General features: G+C 60.4%; 14 protein-coding genes. 4 read left to right on the top strand and 10 right to left on the bottom strand.

Translation table 11 applies throughout. From position 1 onward, the window contains the following. Nucleotides 1-20: 20 nt before the first annotated feature. A complete protein-coding gene (wrbA, locus tag DVA43_RS09545; protein ID WP_103823653.1) occupies nucleotides 21-617 on the bottom strand; it encodes an NAD(P)H:quinone oxidoreductase in 597 nt (198 codons plus the stop codon). Nucleotides 618-1,011: 394 nt separating this feature from the next. Between wrbA and DVA43_RS09540 the strand changes: the two genes are divergently transcribed. Next, nucleotides 1,012-1,188 (top strand): general stress protein, encoded by a 177-nt coding sequence (locus DVA43_RS09540; protein WP_032617468.1) that lies wholly within the window; start codon nucleotides 1,012-1,014, stop codon nucleotides 1,186-1,188. A 140-nt stretch (nucleotides 1,189-1,328) separates the two neighbouring features. After that, nucleotides 1,329-2,246 carry a DMT family transporter gene (locus tag DVA43_RS09535; protein WP_114315382.1) on the top strand — a complete coding sequence of 306 codons (918 nt, stop codon included), beginning with the start codon at nucleotides 1,329-1,331 and terminating at the stop codon, nucleotides 2,244-2,246. On the opposite strand, the gene rutG is transcribed toward DVA43_RS09535, so the two are convergent. The 7 genes from rutG to rutA are packed head-to-tail and all read right to left on the bottom strand — an operon-like array spanning nucleotide 2,237 to nucleotide 7,672. After that, nucleotides 2,237-3,562, bottom strand: a complete 1,326-nt coding sequence (gene rutG, locus DVA43_RS09530; RefSeq protein WP_114315381.1) for a pyrimidine utilization transport protein G — start codon at nucleotides 3,560-3,562, stop codon at nucleotides 2,237-2,239. The two genes, DVA43_RS09535 and rutG, sit on opposite strands and share 10 nt — an antisense overlap. A gap of 20 nt (nucleotides 3,563-3,582) precedes the next feature. Beyond that, complete coding sequence (rutF, locus tag DVA43_RS09525) at nucleotides 3,583-4,074, bottom strand: NADH-dependent FMN reductase RutF (RefSeq protein ID WP_103823656.1); 492 nt, start codon at nucleotides 4,072-4,074, stop codon at nucleotides 3,583-3,585. 9 nt (nucleotides 4,075-4,083) lie between these two features. Beyond that, nucleotides 4,084-4,674, bottom strand: coding sequence for a malonic semialdehyde reductase (locus tag DVA43_RS09520; protein ID WP_103823657.1), 591 nt, complete (start codon nucleotides 4,672-4,674; stop codon nucleotides 4,084-4,086). Then, nucleotides 4,671-5,483 carry a pyrimidine utilization protein D gene (gene rutD / locus DVA43_RS09515; RefSeq protein WP_114315380.1) on the bottom strand — a complete coding sequence of 271 codons (813 nt, stop codon included), beginning with the start codon at nucleotides 5,481-5,483 and terminating at the stop codon, nucleotides 4,671-4,673. Before rutD ends, DVA43_RS09520 begins: the two co-directional genes overlap by 4 nt. Nucleotides 5,484-5,490: 7 nt before the next feature. Next, nucleotides 5,491-5,877, bottom strand: coding sequence for a pyrimidine utilization protein C (gene rutC / locus DVA43_RS09510; protein WP_103823659.1), 387 nt, complete (start codon nucleotides 5,875-5,877; stop codon nucleotides 5,491-5,493). Nucleotides 5,878-5,888: 11 nt separating this feature from the next. Then, a complete protein-coding gene (gene rutB, locus DVA43_RS09505) occupies nucleotides 5,889-6,581 on the bottom strand; it encodes a pyrimidine utilization protein B (RefSeq protein ID WP_114315379.1) in 693 nt (230 codons plus the stop codon). Continuing rightward, on the bottom strand, nucleotides 6,581-7,672 hold the full coding sequence (gene rutA, locus DVA43_RS09500) for a pyrimidine utilization protein A (RefSeq protein ID WP_103179024.1): 1,092 nt from the start codon (nucleotides 7,670-7,672) through the stop codon (nucleotides 6,581-6,583). The genes rutB and rutA overlap by 1 nt, the downstream gene beginning before the upstream one ends. A 290-nt stretch (nucleotides 7,673-7,962) precedes the next feature. Here rutA and rutR point away from each other — a divergent pair, with 290 nt between their 5' ends. Then, the gene (gene rutR, locus DVA43_RS09495; protein ID WP_114315378.1) at nucleotides 7,963-8,601 is read left to right on the top strand and encodes an HTH-type transcriptional regulator RutR; all 639 of its coding nucleotides are present in this window, start codon (nucleotides 7,963-7,965) and stop codon (nucleotides 8,599-8,601) included. Here rutR and DVA43_RS09490 read toward each other — a convergent pair. Both DVA43_RS09490 and putA read right to left on the bottom strand, forming a co-directional pair. Continuing rightward, nucleotides 8,598-8,993, bottom strand: a complete 396-nt coding sequence (locus tag DVA43_RS09490) for a lysozyme inhibitor LprI family protein (protein ID WP_114315377.1) — start codon at nucleotides 8,991-8,993, stop codon at nucleotides 8,598-8,600. The genes rutR and DVA43_RS09490 overlap by 4 nt on opposite strands. 112 nt (nucleotides 8,994-9,105) lie before the next feature. After that, the gene (putA, locus tag DVA43_RS09485) at nucleotides 9,106-13,068 is read right to left on the bottom strand and encodes a trifunctional transcriptional regulator/proline dehydrogenase/L-glutamate gamma-semialdehyde dehydrogenase (RefSeq protein WP_114315376.1); all 3,963 of its coding nucleotides are present in this window, start codon (nucleotides 13,066-13,068) and stop codon (nucleotides 9,106-9,108) included. Nucleotides 13,069-13,488: 420 nt separating this feature from the next. On the opposite strand from putA, the gene putP reads away from it, so the two are divergent. Then, complete coding sequence (gene putP / locus DVA43_RS09480; protein WP_103179028.1) at nucleotides 13,489-14,997, top strand: sodium/proline symporter PutP; 1,509 nt, start codon at nucleotides 13,489-13,491, stop codon at nucleotides 14,995-14,997. Nucleotides 14,998-15,085 lie beyond the last annotated feature (88 nt).

Here is a 15,085-nt window from a genome sequence, read left to right as displayed (position 1 = left end):
AGTAATCCTCCTGTTGAGAGTTAACCTTTCAGTTTAGCAGCCAGGCCGGCGACATATTCACCCTGATAGCGGGCAATGTTCAGTTCTGCTTCCGAAGGCTGACGTGAACCGTCGCCCCCGGCAATCGTTGTTGCGCCATACGGCGTACCGCCACGGAGCTGGGAAAGATCAAACAGTTCCGGGGTGCCGTAGCCGATGGGCACAATCACCATCCCGTGGTGCGCAAGGGTGGTCCAGGTTGAGGTGATGGTCTGCTCCTGGCCGCCACCGGTGCCGGTGGAGCTGAACACGCTGGCGACTTTACCGAGTAACGCATTTTTGGCCCACAATCCTCCGGTCTGGTCGAGGAAGGTGCGCATCTGGCCGGCCATATTGCCGAAGCGCGTTGGGGTACCAAAGATGATTGCGTCATAATCGCCCAGTTCCTGCGGGGAGGCCACCGGCGCGTCCTGCGCTTTACCGCCCGCTTTGGCAAAAGCTTCTGCCTGCATGGTTTCCGGTACGCGTTTGATCACCACCTCAACCCCCTCGATTTTCCTGGCGCCTTCCGCAACTGCATGAGCCATGGTTTCGATGTGTCCGTACATGGAATAGTAGAGCACCAGAATTTTCGTCATTTCGCTTCACTCCTCGCATGATTTTTACGGTCAGCGGCATGCTGCCCTCTTTTAAAGATATGACGTGACAGCGAGACTGCAAATCTGGACGCCATTTATTTGATTTTAAACAATAAAGAATGACAGACTTTCGTCGTAGCAAAATGAAACATTTTCACTAGGGTAAATTTTCGGAATGATAAGAAAGGCTTATGGTTCCGTTTCGGCAGGCTTCATACAAAAGGCTGATATCGTATTGCAGGATATTACGATTCGCTGGCCGAATGCGCCTGCTCCACTAAGCTTAATTTCACGCGGCGCAGTTAAAGACTCTTTTTTAGCGTCGTCAGGTGGAAGAGTTCGCTTTCACTGAATGCAGAATTAAATCTTATGTTTTTAACTCTGGAGGTCCGACATGGCAAACCATCGTGGTGGGTCAGGTAATTTTGCAGAAGACCGTGAAAGAGCATCAGAAGCAGGACGTAAAGGTGGCCAGCAAAGTGGGGGTAACTTTAAAAACGACCCTCAACGTGCATCCGAAGCTGGCAAAAAAGGGGGCAAAAATAGCCATGGCGGCAACAAGAGCAGTTAAGTTGCAGCCGTCTGAAGTAGGGGTCTTTTGACCTCTGGCACCCCCGCCGCCGGGATCCCCGGCGGTTTTTTTATGCCTGTTATTGAAGTGTTATCAAATTCCTTACACACTAGCGGATTGACTCTTTGTGCTGGAGCCCCATGTCTCTCTCCCGTTATGCCTTTTCGATCAAACCGCAGGAAGCGATCCTGATCCTTATCACCATGTTCTGGGGTGGGACCTTTCTTGCCGTACAGTACGCCGTCACGCAGAGCGGCCCTTTCTTCTTTGTCGGCCTGCGTTTTGCCACGGCTGCGCTGGCGGTGGCGCTCATTTCGCTCAAAACCCTGCGCGGCCTGACCCTGACCGAACTGAAAGCGGGGCTGGCGATCGGGGTGGCAATCGCGATGGGCTACAGCCTGCAGACCTGGGGATTACAGACTATTCCCAGCAGTAAATCGGCGTTTATTACCGCCATGTATGTCCCGCTGGTGCCGCTGCTGCAGTGGCTCTGCCTGCGCCGCATGCCGGGAATGATGTCCTGCATCGGCATTGTGCTGGCCTTTATCGGGCTGATCCTGCTGGCAGGGCCGGAAGATAACCTGCTGGCGCTCGGGCCTGGAGAGATGATCACCCTGGTGGGCGCGGTGGCGATTGCCGCCGAGATCATCCTCATCAGCGCCTGGGCCGGAAAGGTGGACGTCAAGCGCGTCACCGTTGTGCAGCTGGCGACCGCCTCGCTGGTGGCGTTTCTGACCATGATCCCGGCCGGGGAGTCGGTTCCGCCGATGTCGGCAGGGCTGTGGATGGTGGCCCTTGGGCTGGGGATTTTCAGCGCCATTATTCAGGTGACCATGAACTGGGCCCAGCGCAGCGTCTCGCCAACCCGGGCGACCGTTATCTATACCGGCGAACCGGTCTGGGCGGGGATCTTTGGCCGTCTGGCCGGGGAGCGCCTGCCGCTGCTCGCCTTGCTGGGGGGCGCCTTTATCATCGCGGGCGTGCTGGTGAGTGAGCTGAAGCTGAAAAGAAAAAAGAAGGCGCTGCCGGACGACAGCGCCACGCTGGATCAATCCTGAGCCGCCACTGTGCCCTGCGTCACCCCCGCCATCCGGCGGCTGAGCAGGGCGTTAAGGGCAATCGCGCCAAAGGTGGCGGTGCCGATCCCGCCCAGGGTGAAGCCGCCGAGCGAAAGGGCAAAATCCCCTGCGCCCAGCACCAGCGTTACGGCGACCATAATCAGGTTGCCGTTCTGGCTGAGATCAACATGGTTCTGCACCCAGATCCGCGCCCCGGCTACCGCAATCAGGCCAAACACCACAATCGACGCACCCCCAATCACTGGCCCTGGAATGGTGTGGATCAAGGCACCGAATTTAGGTGAAAAGCCGAGCAGCACGGCAATCACCGCTGCCGCCACGAAGACCAGCGTCGAGTAGACCTTGGTGACCGCCATCACCCCGATGTTCTCGGCATAGGTAGTGACGCCGCTGCCGCCCACCGAACCCGACAGCATGGTTGCCAGCCCGTCTCCCACAAATGCCCGCCCCATATAGGGGTCCATATTGCGTCCGGTCATGCCGGCCACCGCTTTCAAATGGCCGAGGTTTTCCGCCACCAGGATCACCGCCACCGGGGCAATCAGCATGATCGCCTGGCCGTTAAAGGTGGGCGAGGTGAGCTGCGGAAGGCCAAACCACGCCGCCTGTTGCACGAGAGCAAAATCGACCGGTTTACCGAACCCGAAGACGCTGGTCAGCAGACCGTAGATCAGGCAGGCGAAGATCAGCCCCACCAGGATCAGCAGCCTCTGGATCATCCCCCGGGTAAACACCGCCACCAGACCAATGCAGAGCACCGTCAACACCGCCATCCAGCTGTCAAAGGCCGAGCCGGAGACCCCTTTGACGGCGATGGGCGCCAGGTTAAGACCGATTGCCATCACCACTGCCCCGGTAACCACCGGCGGCATTAGGCGTTCGATCCAGCGGGTGCCCAGCTTCATCACCACCAGACCCACCGCGGTGTAGATTGCCCCGCAGGCGATGATCCCGCCCAGCGCCACGCTCAGCTGCGGGTTTACCCCCTGGCCGGAAAAACCGGTGGCGGCAATCACCACCCCGACAAAGGCGGCGCTGGAGCCGAGATAGCTCGGTACCCGTCCGCCGGTGATGAAAAAGAAGAGCAGGGTGCCAATGCCCGACATCAGAATCGACAGGTTAGGATCCAGCCCCATCAGAATAGGCATCAGCACCGTGGCGCCAAACATCGCCACCGCATGCTGCACCCCCATCACCGCGGTTTGCGCCAGCGGGAGACGTTCATCCGGCGCGACCACGCCGCTATCAGAGGAGGTCGATTTCAACTGCCAGTGAGGAAAACCGAATAGTGCCATCAGCTGCTCCTTAAGGAGGATTAACAGGCGGGTCGCATCAGCGCGTGGTAGCCGCGGTCAAACCACACCAGGCCCTGGGGCACCGGGTGGCGGGTTATTGCAACAATCTCGCAAAACAGAATGTCGTGGGTGCCGACGCTCACCACCTGGCTAATGCGGCAGTCGAACGAGGCCAGCGCCTCGTCGAGGCGTGGACAGCCGGTGGCACCCGTCTGCCAGCCTGCTGCGGCAAAGCGGTCGGCCATCGGGGTTTTGCCGCCAAACAGATTCGAGAGCGACTCCTGCCCGGCGCTCAGGGTGTTGACGCACAGGGTGCGGTTGTCGTTAAACACCGGCCACACCGAGGCGCTACGATTCAGGCACACCAGCAGGGTTGGCGGTGAGTCGGTCACGCTGCATACCGCGCTGGCGGTAAAGCCCGCCTGGCCGGCCGGGCCGTCGGTGGTGATGATATTGACCGCCGCGCCCAGACAGGCCATGGCATCACGAAACGTTTGTTTATCGATATTCATGGTGGCTCCTTATGCCAGCCCGCAGGCGTCTTCAAAACTCAGGCGGGGCAGTCGCCCGTAGAGTTTGCTGGTATCGCCGTAGCCGATATTGATCAGCAGATTGCTTTTCAGGTTGCTGCCGGTGAAGAAGGCCGCGTCCACCTTCTCCCGGTCAAAACCGGACATCGGCCCGGTATCCAGCCCCAGCGCCCGGCAGGCAACGATCAGATAGGCCGCCTGCATCGTGCTGTTGCGAAAAGCGGTCTCCTCGGCGAGCTGTGGGCTGGCAGTAAACCAGCTCCGGGCATCGCCGTGGGGGAACAGCTCCGGCAGACGGTCGTAAAACTGGCTGTCCCAGGCAACGATAACCGTCACCGGGGCGGTGAGGGTCTTTTGCAGGTTGCCGCTGGAGAGGGCCGGGCGCAGCTTCTCTTTGCCTTCCGGGGTGCGGATAAAGACCATCCGCGCCGGAGAGCAGTTGGCGGAGGTGGGCCCCCACTTCATCAGGTCATAGATTTCGCGCAGCGTCTCGTCGCTGACCGGACGATCCAGCCAGCCGTTGTGGGTTCGCGCTTCGGTAAACAGCGCATGCTGCGCCGTCGGGGTGATGGCTTCACTCATGGCAACTCCTTCAGTAAACGTTCGTGGCGGTGCAGCAGGCTGGCGAGCCCGTTTTGCAGCAGGGCGTTAAACGCCTCCGGCTCGGTCACGTTGCAGGCGTGGCCGCCCCGGGGCATCACGGTAAGCAGGCTGCCGGGCAGGGCGGCATGCAGCTCTGCTGAACAGACCGAGGGCACCAGCAGATCGTCGGCGGCGCAAAGTATCTGCACCGGGCAGTGAATGCGCGCCGTCTGGCGGCTGAAATCGGCCCGCTTCAGGGCATTCAGCCTGCGCAGGAGCGTGGTTTTGCCCTGGAAGTGGGCCAGGGCCAGCGCCTCTTCGGCCTCCATGCGCGGCTGGCGGGCCGCCATCCAGTCGGCGGGATAGAGAAACAGCGGCTGGGCTTCCACCCACGCCTGCGCCCCTCCGGCATGCAGCAGCCGCTCGCGGATCTGGAAGCAGCGGCGGGTATGGGGATGCAGCGTCAGCCAGCCGTTAACGCACACCAGCGCGCTGAGTGCCTCCGGGTGATCCATTGCCAGCTGCAGGCCGATAAGCGCCCCCAGGGCATGGCCCACCACGCTGAACCGCGCGATCCCCGCGAGAGAGAGCGCCTGCCACAGCTCGTCGGCCATCGCTGCCAGGGTGTAATCTTCCGGCAGCTCGCCGGGGTTATTGCCGGTGCCGCGCTGGTCATAGCAGACCACCTGATACCCTTGCTCCAGGTCGGCGAGCTGAGGCAGCCAGTAGCTGCCGCAGCCCCCCAGTCCGGCGATCAGCACCACAACCGGCGCGTCCGCAAAGGGCGGCGGTGAAATGGATAGATTCATGGCAACCTCAGCGGCCAATGTGGGCGATAGTGGCGATCTCCACCAGCGCCTCGGGTTTCACCAGCCCGCACTGAATGCAGAAGCGCGCCGGTTTATCGCCGGGGAAAAATTCGGCGTAGATCTCGTTAATCGCGGCGTAGTTTTTCCAGTCGGTAATAAAGATGCTGTTGAAGGTCACATCCGCCATAGTCCCGCCCGCCGTTTCGATAACGCGCTGGATGGTCTGCAGCACGTGGCGGGTTTGCGCCTTTGGGTCATCGGGAAACACCACATTATTGTCCGCGTCGAACGGCAGGGTGCCCGAGACGTAAACCACCCCGTCCGCCAGGGTGCCGGGGACGAAAGGGGCAATCGGCGTGCTGGTCCCCTGGGGGATAATCACAGATTTCGGCATAGGGTAGCTCCTCAGGCGATACGGGCGTAAGCGGCAGGGGAAAGGGCGTCGCAGAAGGTGGCGACGTCAGTAACCCAGCCAAAAAAGGTTTCGATGTTGAACAGCGCAGCCTGCTGGGCGAATGCCGGCCCCGCCTGGTGGGTGGCGTCTTCCAGCACCACGCCGAAGTACTCCAGGAAGAAGCCGTCGCGCAGAGTGGACTCCACGCAGACGTTGGTGGCGATGCCGGTAAAGATCAGATGGCGAATCCCGCGGCTGCGCAAAATGCTGTCCAGTGGGGTGTTGAAAAAGCCGCTGTAGCGCGGTTTCGGCAGCACGATGTCTCCCGGCTCCGGCACCAGCTCATTCACCAGCTGATAATCCCAACCGCCTTTCGCCAGCAGCTTGCCGTGCAGCTCCGGGCGCTGGCGCATGGTTTTCAGCGCGTTCGATTTGTGGAAGTTGGGCGAGCCAGGGCCGCCCGCCTCCACATACTCTTCATCCCAGCCGTTCTGGAACCAGATAATCAGCATCCCGGCCTTGCGGGCGGCGGCCACCGCGGTGCGGATATTCTCGATCACCGGCCGGGTGGCGGAGACGTCAAACCCGGCGAGGTCGAGATAGCCGCCAGGGCTGGCGTAGGCGTTCTGCATATCCACCACGATCAGCGCGCTCTGCTGGGCGTCAAAGGTGATGGCTTCCGGGCGTGCGGGCAGAGTGGTCATCACGCGACCTCCTTTGTCATAACCGGAATATGGGCGCGGCACTGCATCAGCGGCTGGATGCGCTCGCCAAAGGTCTCAATCCCGGCAATAAAATCATCAAAGGTCAGAAGCACCCCTTCAGCGCCCGGCACGCTGGCGACCTCATCGAGCATCCGCGCCACGCTGGCATAGGAGCCCACCAGGGTGCCCATGTTGATATTCACCGCTGAGGTCGGGTCGGCCATCTGCCGCACGTTGGTGTCGGCCCCGGAGCGGGTATCCTTCTGGCTCTGTTCGCTGAGCCAGCTCAGAGCTTCGTCGTCGGCCCCGGCTTTGTAGTGCTCCCACTTCGCCCGCGCCGCCTCGTCGGTCTCGTCGGCAATGACCATAAACAGCACGTAGGAGCCGACATCGCGCCCGGTTTTTTCAGCGGCCTGTTTCATGCGCGCAGCGGTAGGGGCAAAGGCCGTTGGGGTGTTGACCCCTTTGCCGAAGCAGAAGTTGAAGTCGGCATATTTCGCCGAGAAGTCCATCCCGGCATCGCTCTGCCCGGCGCAGATCACCTTCATCGGCACCGACGGCTGGGGGCTGACGCGGCAGTCGTTCATGGTGAAGAACTCGCCCTTAAAGTCGCTCTTGCCGGTGCCCCACAGATCGCGCAGGACCTGCACATACTCGGTGAGATAGTCATAGCGCTTCGAAAAATAGTCATCTCCCGGCCAGAGCCCCATCTGCTCATACTCCGGCTTCTGCCAGCCGGTGACGAGGTTAACGCCAAAGCGTCCGCCGGAGATGGTGTCGATGGTGGAGGCCATCCGCGCCACGATGGCCGGAGGCAGGGTCAGGGTGGCGGCGGTGGCGTAGATCTGGATGCGGGAGGTGACCGCCGCCAGCCCCGCCATCAGGGTGAAGGACTCCAGGTTGTGATCCCAGAATTCGGTTTTCCCGCCGAAGCCGCGGAGCTTGATCATCGACAGGGCAAAATCGAAGTGATAGTGCTCTGCCTTCTGCACGATGGCTTTGTTCAGCTCAAAGGTCGGCATGTACTGCGGCGCGTGGGTAGAGATCAACCAGCCGTTATTGCCAATGGGAACGAATACGCCAATTTTCATCACGAACCTCTCTTCATCTCAGCATGGGGTGAAAGTCAGACGTGGCGCTGCATCCTGCATTTCCTGTTCAGCCGCGTAGTCTCGGTTTTGCAAAGGGGATGCCAGTTTTGAAATCTGTAATGTTATTAGCGTGTTAAGAAATGGTTGATGAATTGCTGGTGATAAAAGTGGACTGTCTGGTCAAAATAGTTGCACACAAAGCAGGCAGTCGTGCGCGGTAGCGGTGCAGATTGTCGTGGTAAGGCAGGGGTTTTTGCTATGCTGGGAGCTGATCAACACGGAGTGAGCAAATGGCACAAGGCGCAGTGAAGACAGGCGGTAAACGTTCGCAGGCGGTGAGCGCGAAAAAACAGGCAATCCTCTCGGCGGCGCTGGAGACCTTCTCGCAGTTTGGCATTCACGGCACGCGGCTGGAGCAGGTGGCCGAGCTGGCGGGGGTGTCAAAAACCAATCTGCTCTACTACTTCCCCTCGAAAGAGGCGTTGTACGTCTCCGTTCTGCAACAGATCCTCGATATCTGGCTGGCCCCGCTGAAGGCGTTTCGCGAAGAGCTGACCCCGCTGGTGGCGATCCAGCAGTATATCCGCCTGAAGCTGGAGGTCTCCCGGGACTATCCCCAAGCCTCGCGATTGTTCTGTCTGGAGATGCTGCAGGGGGCACCGCTGCTGAAAACGGTGCTGAGCGGGGATATGAAATCGCTGGTGGATGAGAAGTCAGCGATTATTGCCGGGTGGGTCGCCACCGGCAAACTGGCCCCGGTGGATCCGCACCATCTGATCTTTATGATTTGGGCCGCCACCCAGCACTACGCCGACTTCTCCGCCCAGGTGGAGGCGGTGACGGGCAAGACGCTCAAGGATGACGACTTTTTCCACAGCACGGTGGAAAACGTTGAGCGGATGATTATCGAAGGGATCCGGGTGCGTTAATTCCCCGGAGGTAGCGGGCAGCTTAAATCGCCCTCTTCGCACTGCATCAGCGTGGCCAGATAGGCTTCCCGTTCGTTGGTTTTATCCGCAAGGCACTGGTTCACAATCATCGGCTGAATGGAGCCGCCTTCGGTGCCGGAGCCGATAAAGGCGCAGTCGGCATCGCGCAGGGCGATCCACGCCTGTTGCGCCTTTTTCAGCAGCTCACGCTGGGGGGCGTCGGCGCGCTTGATGGCTGCCTGATACGTCTGGTTCAGGGTTTTATCCGCGGCCTGATACTGCTGCGCGGTGCAGCTGTTCATCTCCGCCTGGGTACTGGCGTTGGCGCACTCATCCGCCAGCGCGCTGGTGCTCAGCAGTAACGCGGCACCGGCGATAAAAGCTCGTTTCATCTTTCCCTCCCTATAAAAAAGCCGGATGCGCTGCGCTTATCCGGCCTACTAAAACAGAATGTCATCTCTGTAGCCCCGGTAAGCGTAGCGCCACCGGGGAGAGATTGCACGCTTAACCGATGGTCATCAGGCTGGCGTTACCCCCTGCTGCGGCGGTGTTCACGCTGAGCGAACGCTCCACGTACAGACGCTCCAGCTGCAGGTTGGTTTCACCCCGGGCGAAGCCTTGCACGGAGACAATCGCCCCGCTGCGGGCCGCAACCTGCTCGCACAGCTCGCGCAGCTGGTCGGAGTCACCGTGATAGATCACCGCGTCAAACGGCTGGCTGGTCAGCACATCGGCTTTGGCGAAACGAATACGTTCCGTCACCGCCTTCGGCAGCTGCTTCGCCAGGTCACGGTGCAGGCTATCTTCCGGCCACAGCACTTCACACCCGGTCGCCATCGCTGCCGCCAGCTGGATCAGCGCATCCTGCTCGTTATCCGCCACGCACAGCACACGCTCGCGCGGCATCAGTGTCCAGGTGTTGCGCTCGCCCGTTGGCCCTGGCAGTACGCGCTGGGTACCGGCCTGCGACAGCTCGCCATACTCCTGACACAGCTCGCGCAGTTCAGGGCGTTTTTCTGCCCAGGCTTTTAATGCTTCCAGCGGCTGGGTCAGCACCGTTTTCACCTGGGTGTCTACCGCGTACTGCGCATCCTGACGCGCCAGGGTAACGCCCAGCGCATTGGCCGGACGGTTAGCCAGCAGGCGGTACAGGTACATTGGACCACCGGCTTTCGGACCAGTGCCCGACAGCCCTTCGCCGCCGAACGGCTGCACGCCGACCACGGCACCGACCATGTTGCGGTTCACGTAGAGGTTGCCGACGTTGGCGCTGCCGGTCACCTGGGCGATGGTTTCGTCGATACGGGTATGCACCCCCAGGGTCAGACCGTAGCCGGAGGCGTTAATCTGCGCGATCAACTGGTCGAGGTTGTTACGGTTGTAGCGCACCACGTGCAGCACCGGGCCAAACACCTCTTTCTTCAGCTCATCGAAGCTCGCCAGTTCAATCAGGGTTGGCGCCACAAAGGTGCCGCTGGTCCACTCGCGGGCATCTTCGCTGTTCTCACGCACCGCCTGGTAGACCGGACGGCCTTTGGCACGCATCGCCTGGATGTGGTTTTCGATGTTGGCTTTCGCTTCGACGTCGATCACCGGGCCAATGTCGGTGGTCAGACGGCCAGGGTTGCCCATCCGGCACTCCGCCATCGCGCCACGCAGCATTTTCAGGGTGTGATCGGCCACTTCATCCTGCACGCAGAGCACGCGCAGGGCAGAGCAGCGCTGTCCGGCGCTGTCGAAAGCCGAGGCCACCACGTCCACCACTACCTGCTCGGTAAGGGCAGAGGAGTCGACGATCATCGCGTTCATACCGCCGGTTTCCGCAATCAGCGGCGTTGGACGACCCTGGGCATCCAGACGGGTGGCGATGTTGCGCTGCAACAGGGAGGCCACTTCGGTGGAGCCGGTGAACATCACGCCGCGCACGCGGTTGTCGGCGGTCAGCTTCGCGCCCACGGTTTCGCCGCGGCCTGGCAGCAGCTGCACGACGCCCGCCGGAACACCCGCTTCCAGCAGGATATTGATCCCCTGAGCGGCAATCAGCGGGGTCTGTTCCGCCGGTTTGGCCAGCACGCTGTTACCGGCGGCAAGGGCGGCAGCAATCTGGCCGGTGAAGATCGCCAGCGGGAAGTTCCACGGGCTGATACAGACCACCGGGCCCAGCGGGCGGTGGGTTTCGTTGTCGAAATCGTCACGCACCTGACCGGCATAGTAGTGCAGGAAGTCAACGGCCTCGCGCACTTCGGCGATGGCGTTGCTGAAGGTTTTACCCGCTTCACGCACCAGAATGCCAATCAGCTGCTGCATCTGATCTTCCATCAGCACCGCAGCGCGCTCCAGAATGGCTGCACGCTCCTGCGGCGGGGTGGCGAACCAGATCGGCGCGTTGTTCACCGCGCTGTCGAGGGCCAGATCCACTTCCTCTTCGGTCGCTTCGCGGACAAAGCCGACAATGTCTTTCGGTTCGGCCGGGTTGATCACCGGCTGCATTTCGCCATTGCTGACCGGCTGCTCAAGAATCGGTTTCGCCTGCCATTTTTGCAGGGCGCTGTTGAGCAGTGATGAGGAGAGCGACGCCAGACGGTGTTCGTTCGCCAGATCGAGGCCCGCGGAGTTGATGCGGCCATTGCCGTACAGCTCGCGCGGCAGGGCAATCTTCGGATGGGGCAGACCAATCTGACCCTCCTGGGCGGCCAGCTTCTCCACCGCCTGTACCGGGTCGGCCACCAGCTCATCCAGCGGCAGGGTGGCATCGGCGATGCGGTTAACGAAGGAGGTGTTGGCCCCGTTCTCCAGCAGACGACGCACCAGGTACGCCAGCAGGGTTTCGTGAGTACCGACCGGGGCGTAGATACGGCACGGACGATTCAGTTTACCCTCGGACACTTTACCGGTGACCTGCTCGTATAGCGGTTCACCCATGCCGTGTAGGCACTGGAACTCGTACTGGCCCGGATAGTAGTTCTGACCGGCCAACTGATAGATGGCCGCCAGGGTGTGGGCGTTGTGGGTGGCGAACTGCGGATAGATCAGGTTCGGCACGCCGAGCAGCTTTTTGGCGCAGGCGAGGTAGGAGACGTCGGTGTAGACCTTGCGGGTATAGACCGGATAACCCTCCAGACCTTCCATCTGCGCGCGTTTGATCTCGCTGTCCCAGTAGGCGCCCTTCACCAGACGGATCATCAGGCGGCGACGGCTGCGGGTGGCGAGATCAATCAGGTAATCAATGACGAACGGGCAGCGTTTCTGGTAGGCCTGAATGACAAAGCCAATCCCGTTCCAGCCCGCCAGCTCCGGCTCGAAGCAGAGTTTTTCCAGCAGATCGAGGGAGATCTCCAGGCGGTCGGCCTCTTCGGCGTCGATGTTGATGCCGATGTCATACTGGCGCGCCAGCAGGGTCAGGGACTTCAGGCGCGGATAGAGCTCTTCCATCACCCGGTCGTACTGGGCGCGGCTGTAGCGCGGGTGCAGGGCGGAGAGCTTGATGGAGATCCCCGGGCCTTCATAAATGCCGCGACCGTTGGAGGCTTTACCGATGGCGTGGATCGCCTGCTGGTACGAGACCAGATAGGCCTGCGCGTCGGCGGCGGTCAGCGCCGCTTCGCCCAGCATGTCATAGGAGTAGCGGAAGCCTTTATCTTCCAGCTTGCGGGCGTTAGCCAGCGCTTCGGCGATGGTTTCGCCGGTGACGAACTGCTCACCCATCAGGCGCATCGCCATGTCCACGCCTTTCCGGATCAGCGGTTCACCGCTCTTGCCGATAATGCGGTTCAGGGAGCGGGAGAGGCTCGCTTCGTTGTGGGTGGAGACCAGACGGCCAGTGAACAGCAGGCCCCAGGTGGCGGCGTTAACGAACAGCGACGGGCTGCGGCCAATGTGCGAATGCCAGTTACCGTTGCTGATCTTGTCGCGGATCAGCGCGTCGCGGGTCGCTTTGTCCGGGATACGCAGCAGCGCTTCCGCCAGACACATTAACGCCACGCCCTCCTGAGAGGAGAGGGAGAACTCCTGCAGCAGGCTCTGCACCATGCCGGCGCGGCCGGAGGCTGTTTTCTGGTTACGCAGTTTTTCGGCAAGCTGATACGCCAGGCTGTGCGCCTGGGAGGCGACTGGCTCCGGCAGACGCGCCTGTTCCAGCAGCATCGGCACGGCATCGGTCTCGGCGCGACGGTAGGCGGCGGTAATGGCCGCACGGCTCACCGACTGGGGCAGGATCTGCTCGGCAAACTCAAGGAACGGCTGGTGGACCTCTTCGACCGCCTCGGCCTGTTCGTCGCTCTCGTTGGCGGCACCGGCCAGCAGGGCAGGCAGTTCTGGCAGATCGTCATTGCTCTCCAGTTTTTCCAGATAGTTAAAGATCGCCTGCTTGATTAACCAGTGTGGCGTGCGGTCAATTCGGGTCGCAGCCGATTTAATCCGTTCGCGGGTCGCATCATCCAGCTTAACCCCCATGGTGGTCATGCCCATGCCAAAAACTCCTGTGATTCAGTAGCGCTAGTGTAGTTAACGTGAAATATCCACTATGTTGCAACTTTGTGCAACCACGTTAAATGTGACCCGGTTTGCAAGCTGGAAAATGAATGGAATGTTACGTGATGGTTAACCGTAAAAAAATTGTGGAATTTAGCGATCAACCCTGTTTTCATGCGGCGCTTAACACTTTTTGTAGGTGCAACCTCAAAAAACGTGAGCGAGTGCAACCTCCAGGAAACTGGTGTGAAACCGGGGATGAAATTCATGTAAATGCAGTGTTAAATCGTTTGTGTCATGGAGGCGCATACGGCAGGATACGCGCGGCCAACAGAAACACACATCATCACCCTCTCGTTCCGGGGGTGTAATAAAGACGGTCAAAAAGGCTGTCGAACATCTTTGCGGAGTATTTAAATGGCAATTAGCACACCGATGCTGGTGACATTTCTTATCTATATTTTTGGCATGATCCTGATAGGGTTCCTTGCATGGCGTTCTACCAAGAACTTTGACGACTACATCCTCGGCGGGCGAAGCCTTGGGCCGTTCGTGACGGCGCTCTCTGCGGGCGCGTCAGATATGAGCGGCTGGCTGCTGATGGGCCTGCCGGGCGCCATCTTTATCTCCGGTATTTCAGAAAGCTGGATCGCCATCGGTCTGACGCTGGGGGCATGGATTAACTGGAAGCTGGTGGCCGGGCGTCTGCGTGTGCACACCGAAGCTAACAACAACGCCCTCACCCTGCCGGACTACTTCACCGGCCGTTTCGAAGATAACAGCCGCATCCTGCGTATTATCTCCGCGTTGGTTATTCTGCTGTTCTTCACCATCTACTGTGCCTCCGGCATCGTGGCAGGCGCGCGTCTGTTCGAAAGCACCTTCGGCATGAGCTATGAAACCGCACTGTGGGCGGGCGCGGCGGCGACCATCCTCTACACCTTCGTGGGCGGGTTCCTGGCGGTCAGCTGGACCGACACCGTGCAGGCCAGCCTGATGATTTTTGCCCTGATCCTGACCCCGGTAATTGTGATCCTGTCGGTGGGCGGCCTGGGTGATTCCCTGGCGGTGATCCAGCAGAAGAGCATCGAAAACGTCGATATGCTGAAAGGGCTGAACTTTGTTGCCATCGTGTCGCTGATGGGCTGGGGGCTGGGTTACTTCGGCCAGCCGCACATCCTGGCGCGCTTTATGGCGGCGGATTCGCACCACACCATCGTCCATGCCCGTCGTATCAGTATGGCGTGGATGATCCTCTGCCTGGGCGGTGCCTGTGCGGTGGGCTTCTTCGGTATCGCCTACTTCAACAACAACCCGTCGCTGGCAGGTGCAGTAAACCAGAACGCCGAGCGCGTGTTTATCGAGCTGGCGCAGGTGCTGTTTAACCCGTGGATCGCCGGGATTCTGCTCTCCGCTATTCTGGCGGCGGTGATGTCCACCCTGAGCTGCCAGCTGCTGGTCTGCTCCAGTGCCATCACGGAAGATCTCTACAAAGCCTTCCTGCGTAAGGGCGCAAGCCAGAAAGAGCTGGTGTGGGTCGGCCGCTTTATGGTGCTGGTGGTGGCGCTGGTCGCCATCGCGCTGGCGTCAAACCCGGAAAACCGCGTGCTGGGTCTGGTGAGCTACGCCTGGGCGGGCTTTGGTGCCGCCTTTGGTCCGGTGGTGCTGTTCTCCGTGATGTGGTCCCGCATGACCCGTAATGGCGCCCTGGCGGGGATGATCATCGGTGCGGTTACCGTTATCGTCTGGAAGCAGTTCGCCTGGCTGGGCCTGTATGAAATCATTCCGGGCTTTATCTTCGGCAGCATCGGGATCGTGGTCTTCAGCCTGATGGGTAAAGCGCCATCTACCTCAATGCAGAAACGCTTTGCGGAAGCCGACGCGCAGTACCACACCACCGCGCCGACGAAGTTGCAGGCGCAGTAAGTGACAGACACGCTATAAGCCGGGCTTGCCCGGCTTTTTTTATTGCTAATTTCCGTGATTTACGCTGATATCGCTGGGCAAATTACAA

Origin of the sequence: Leclercia sp. W6 (genome assembly GCF_003336345.1) — a bacterium.
Lineage (GTDB): Bacteria > Pseudomonadota > Gammaproteobacteria > Enterobacterales > Enterobacteriaceae > Enterobacter.
Note: the sequence above shows the minus strand (reverse complement) of the source record. Positions and strands in the feature narration are given on the sequence as shown.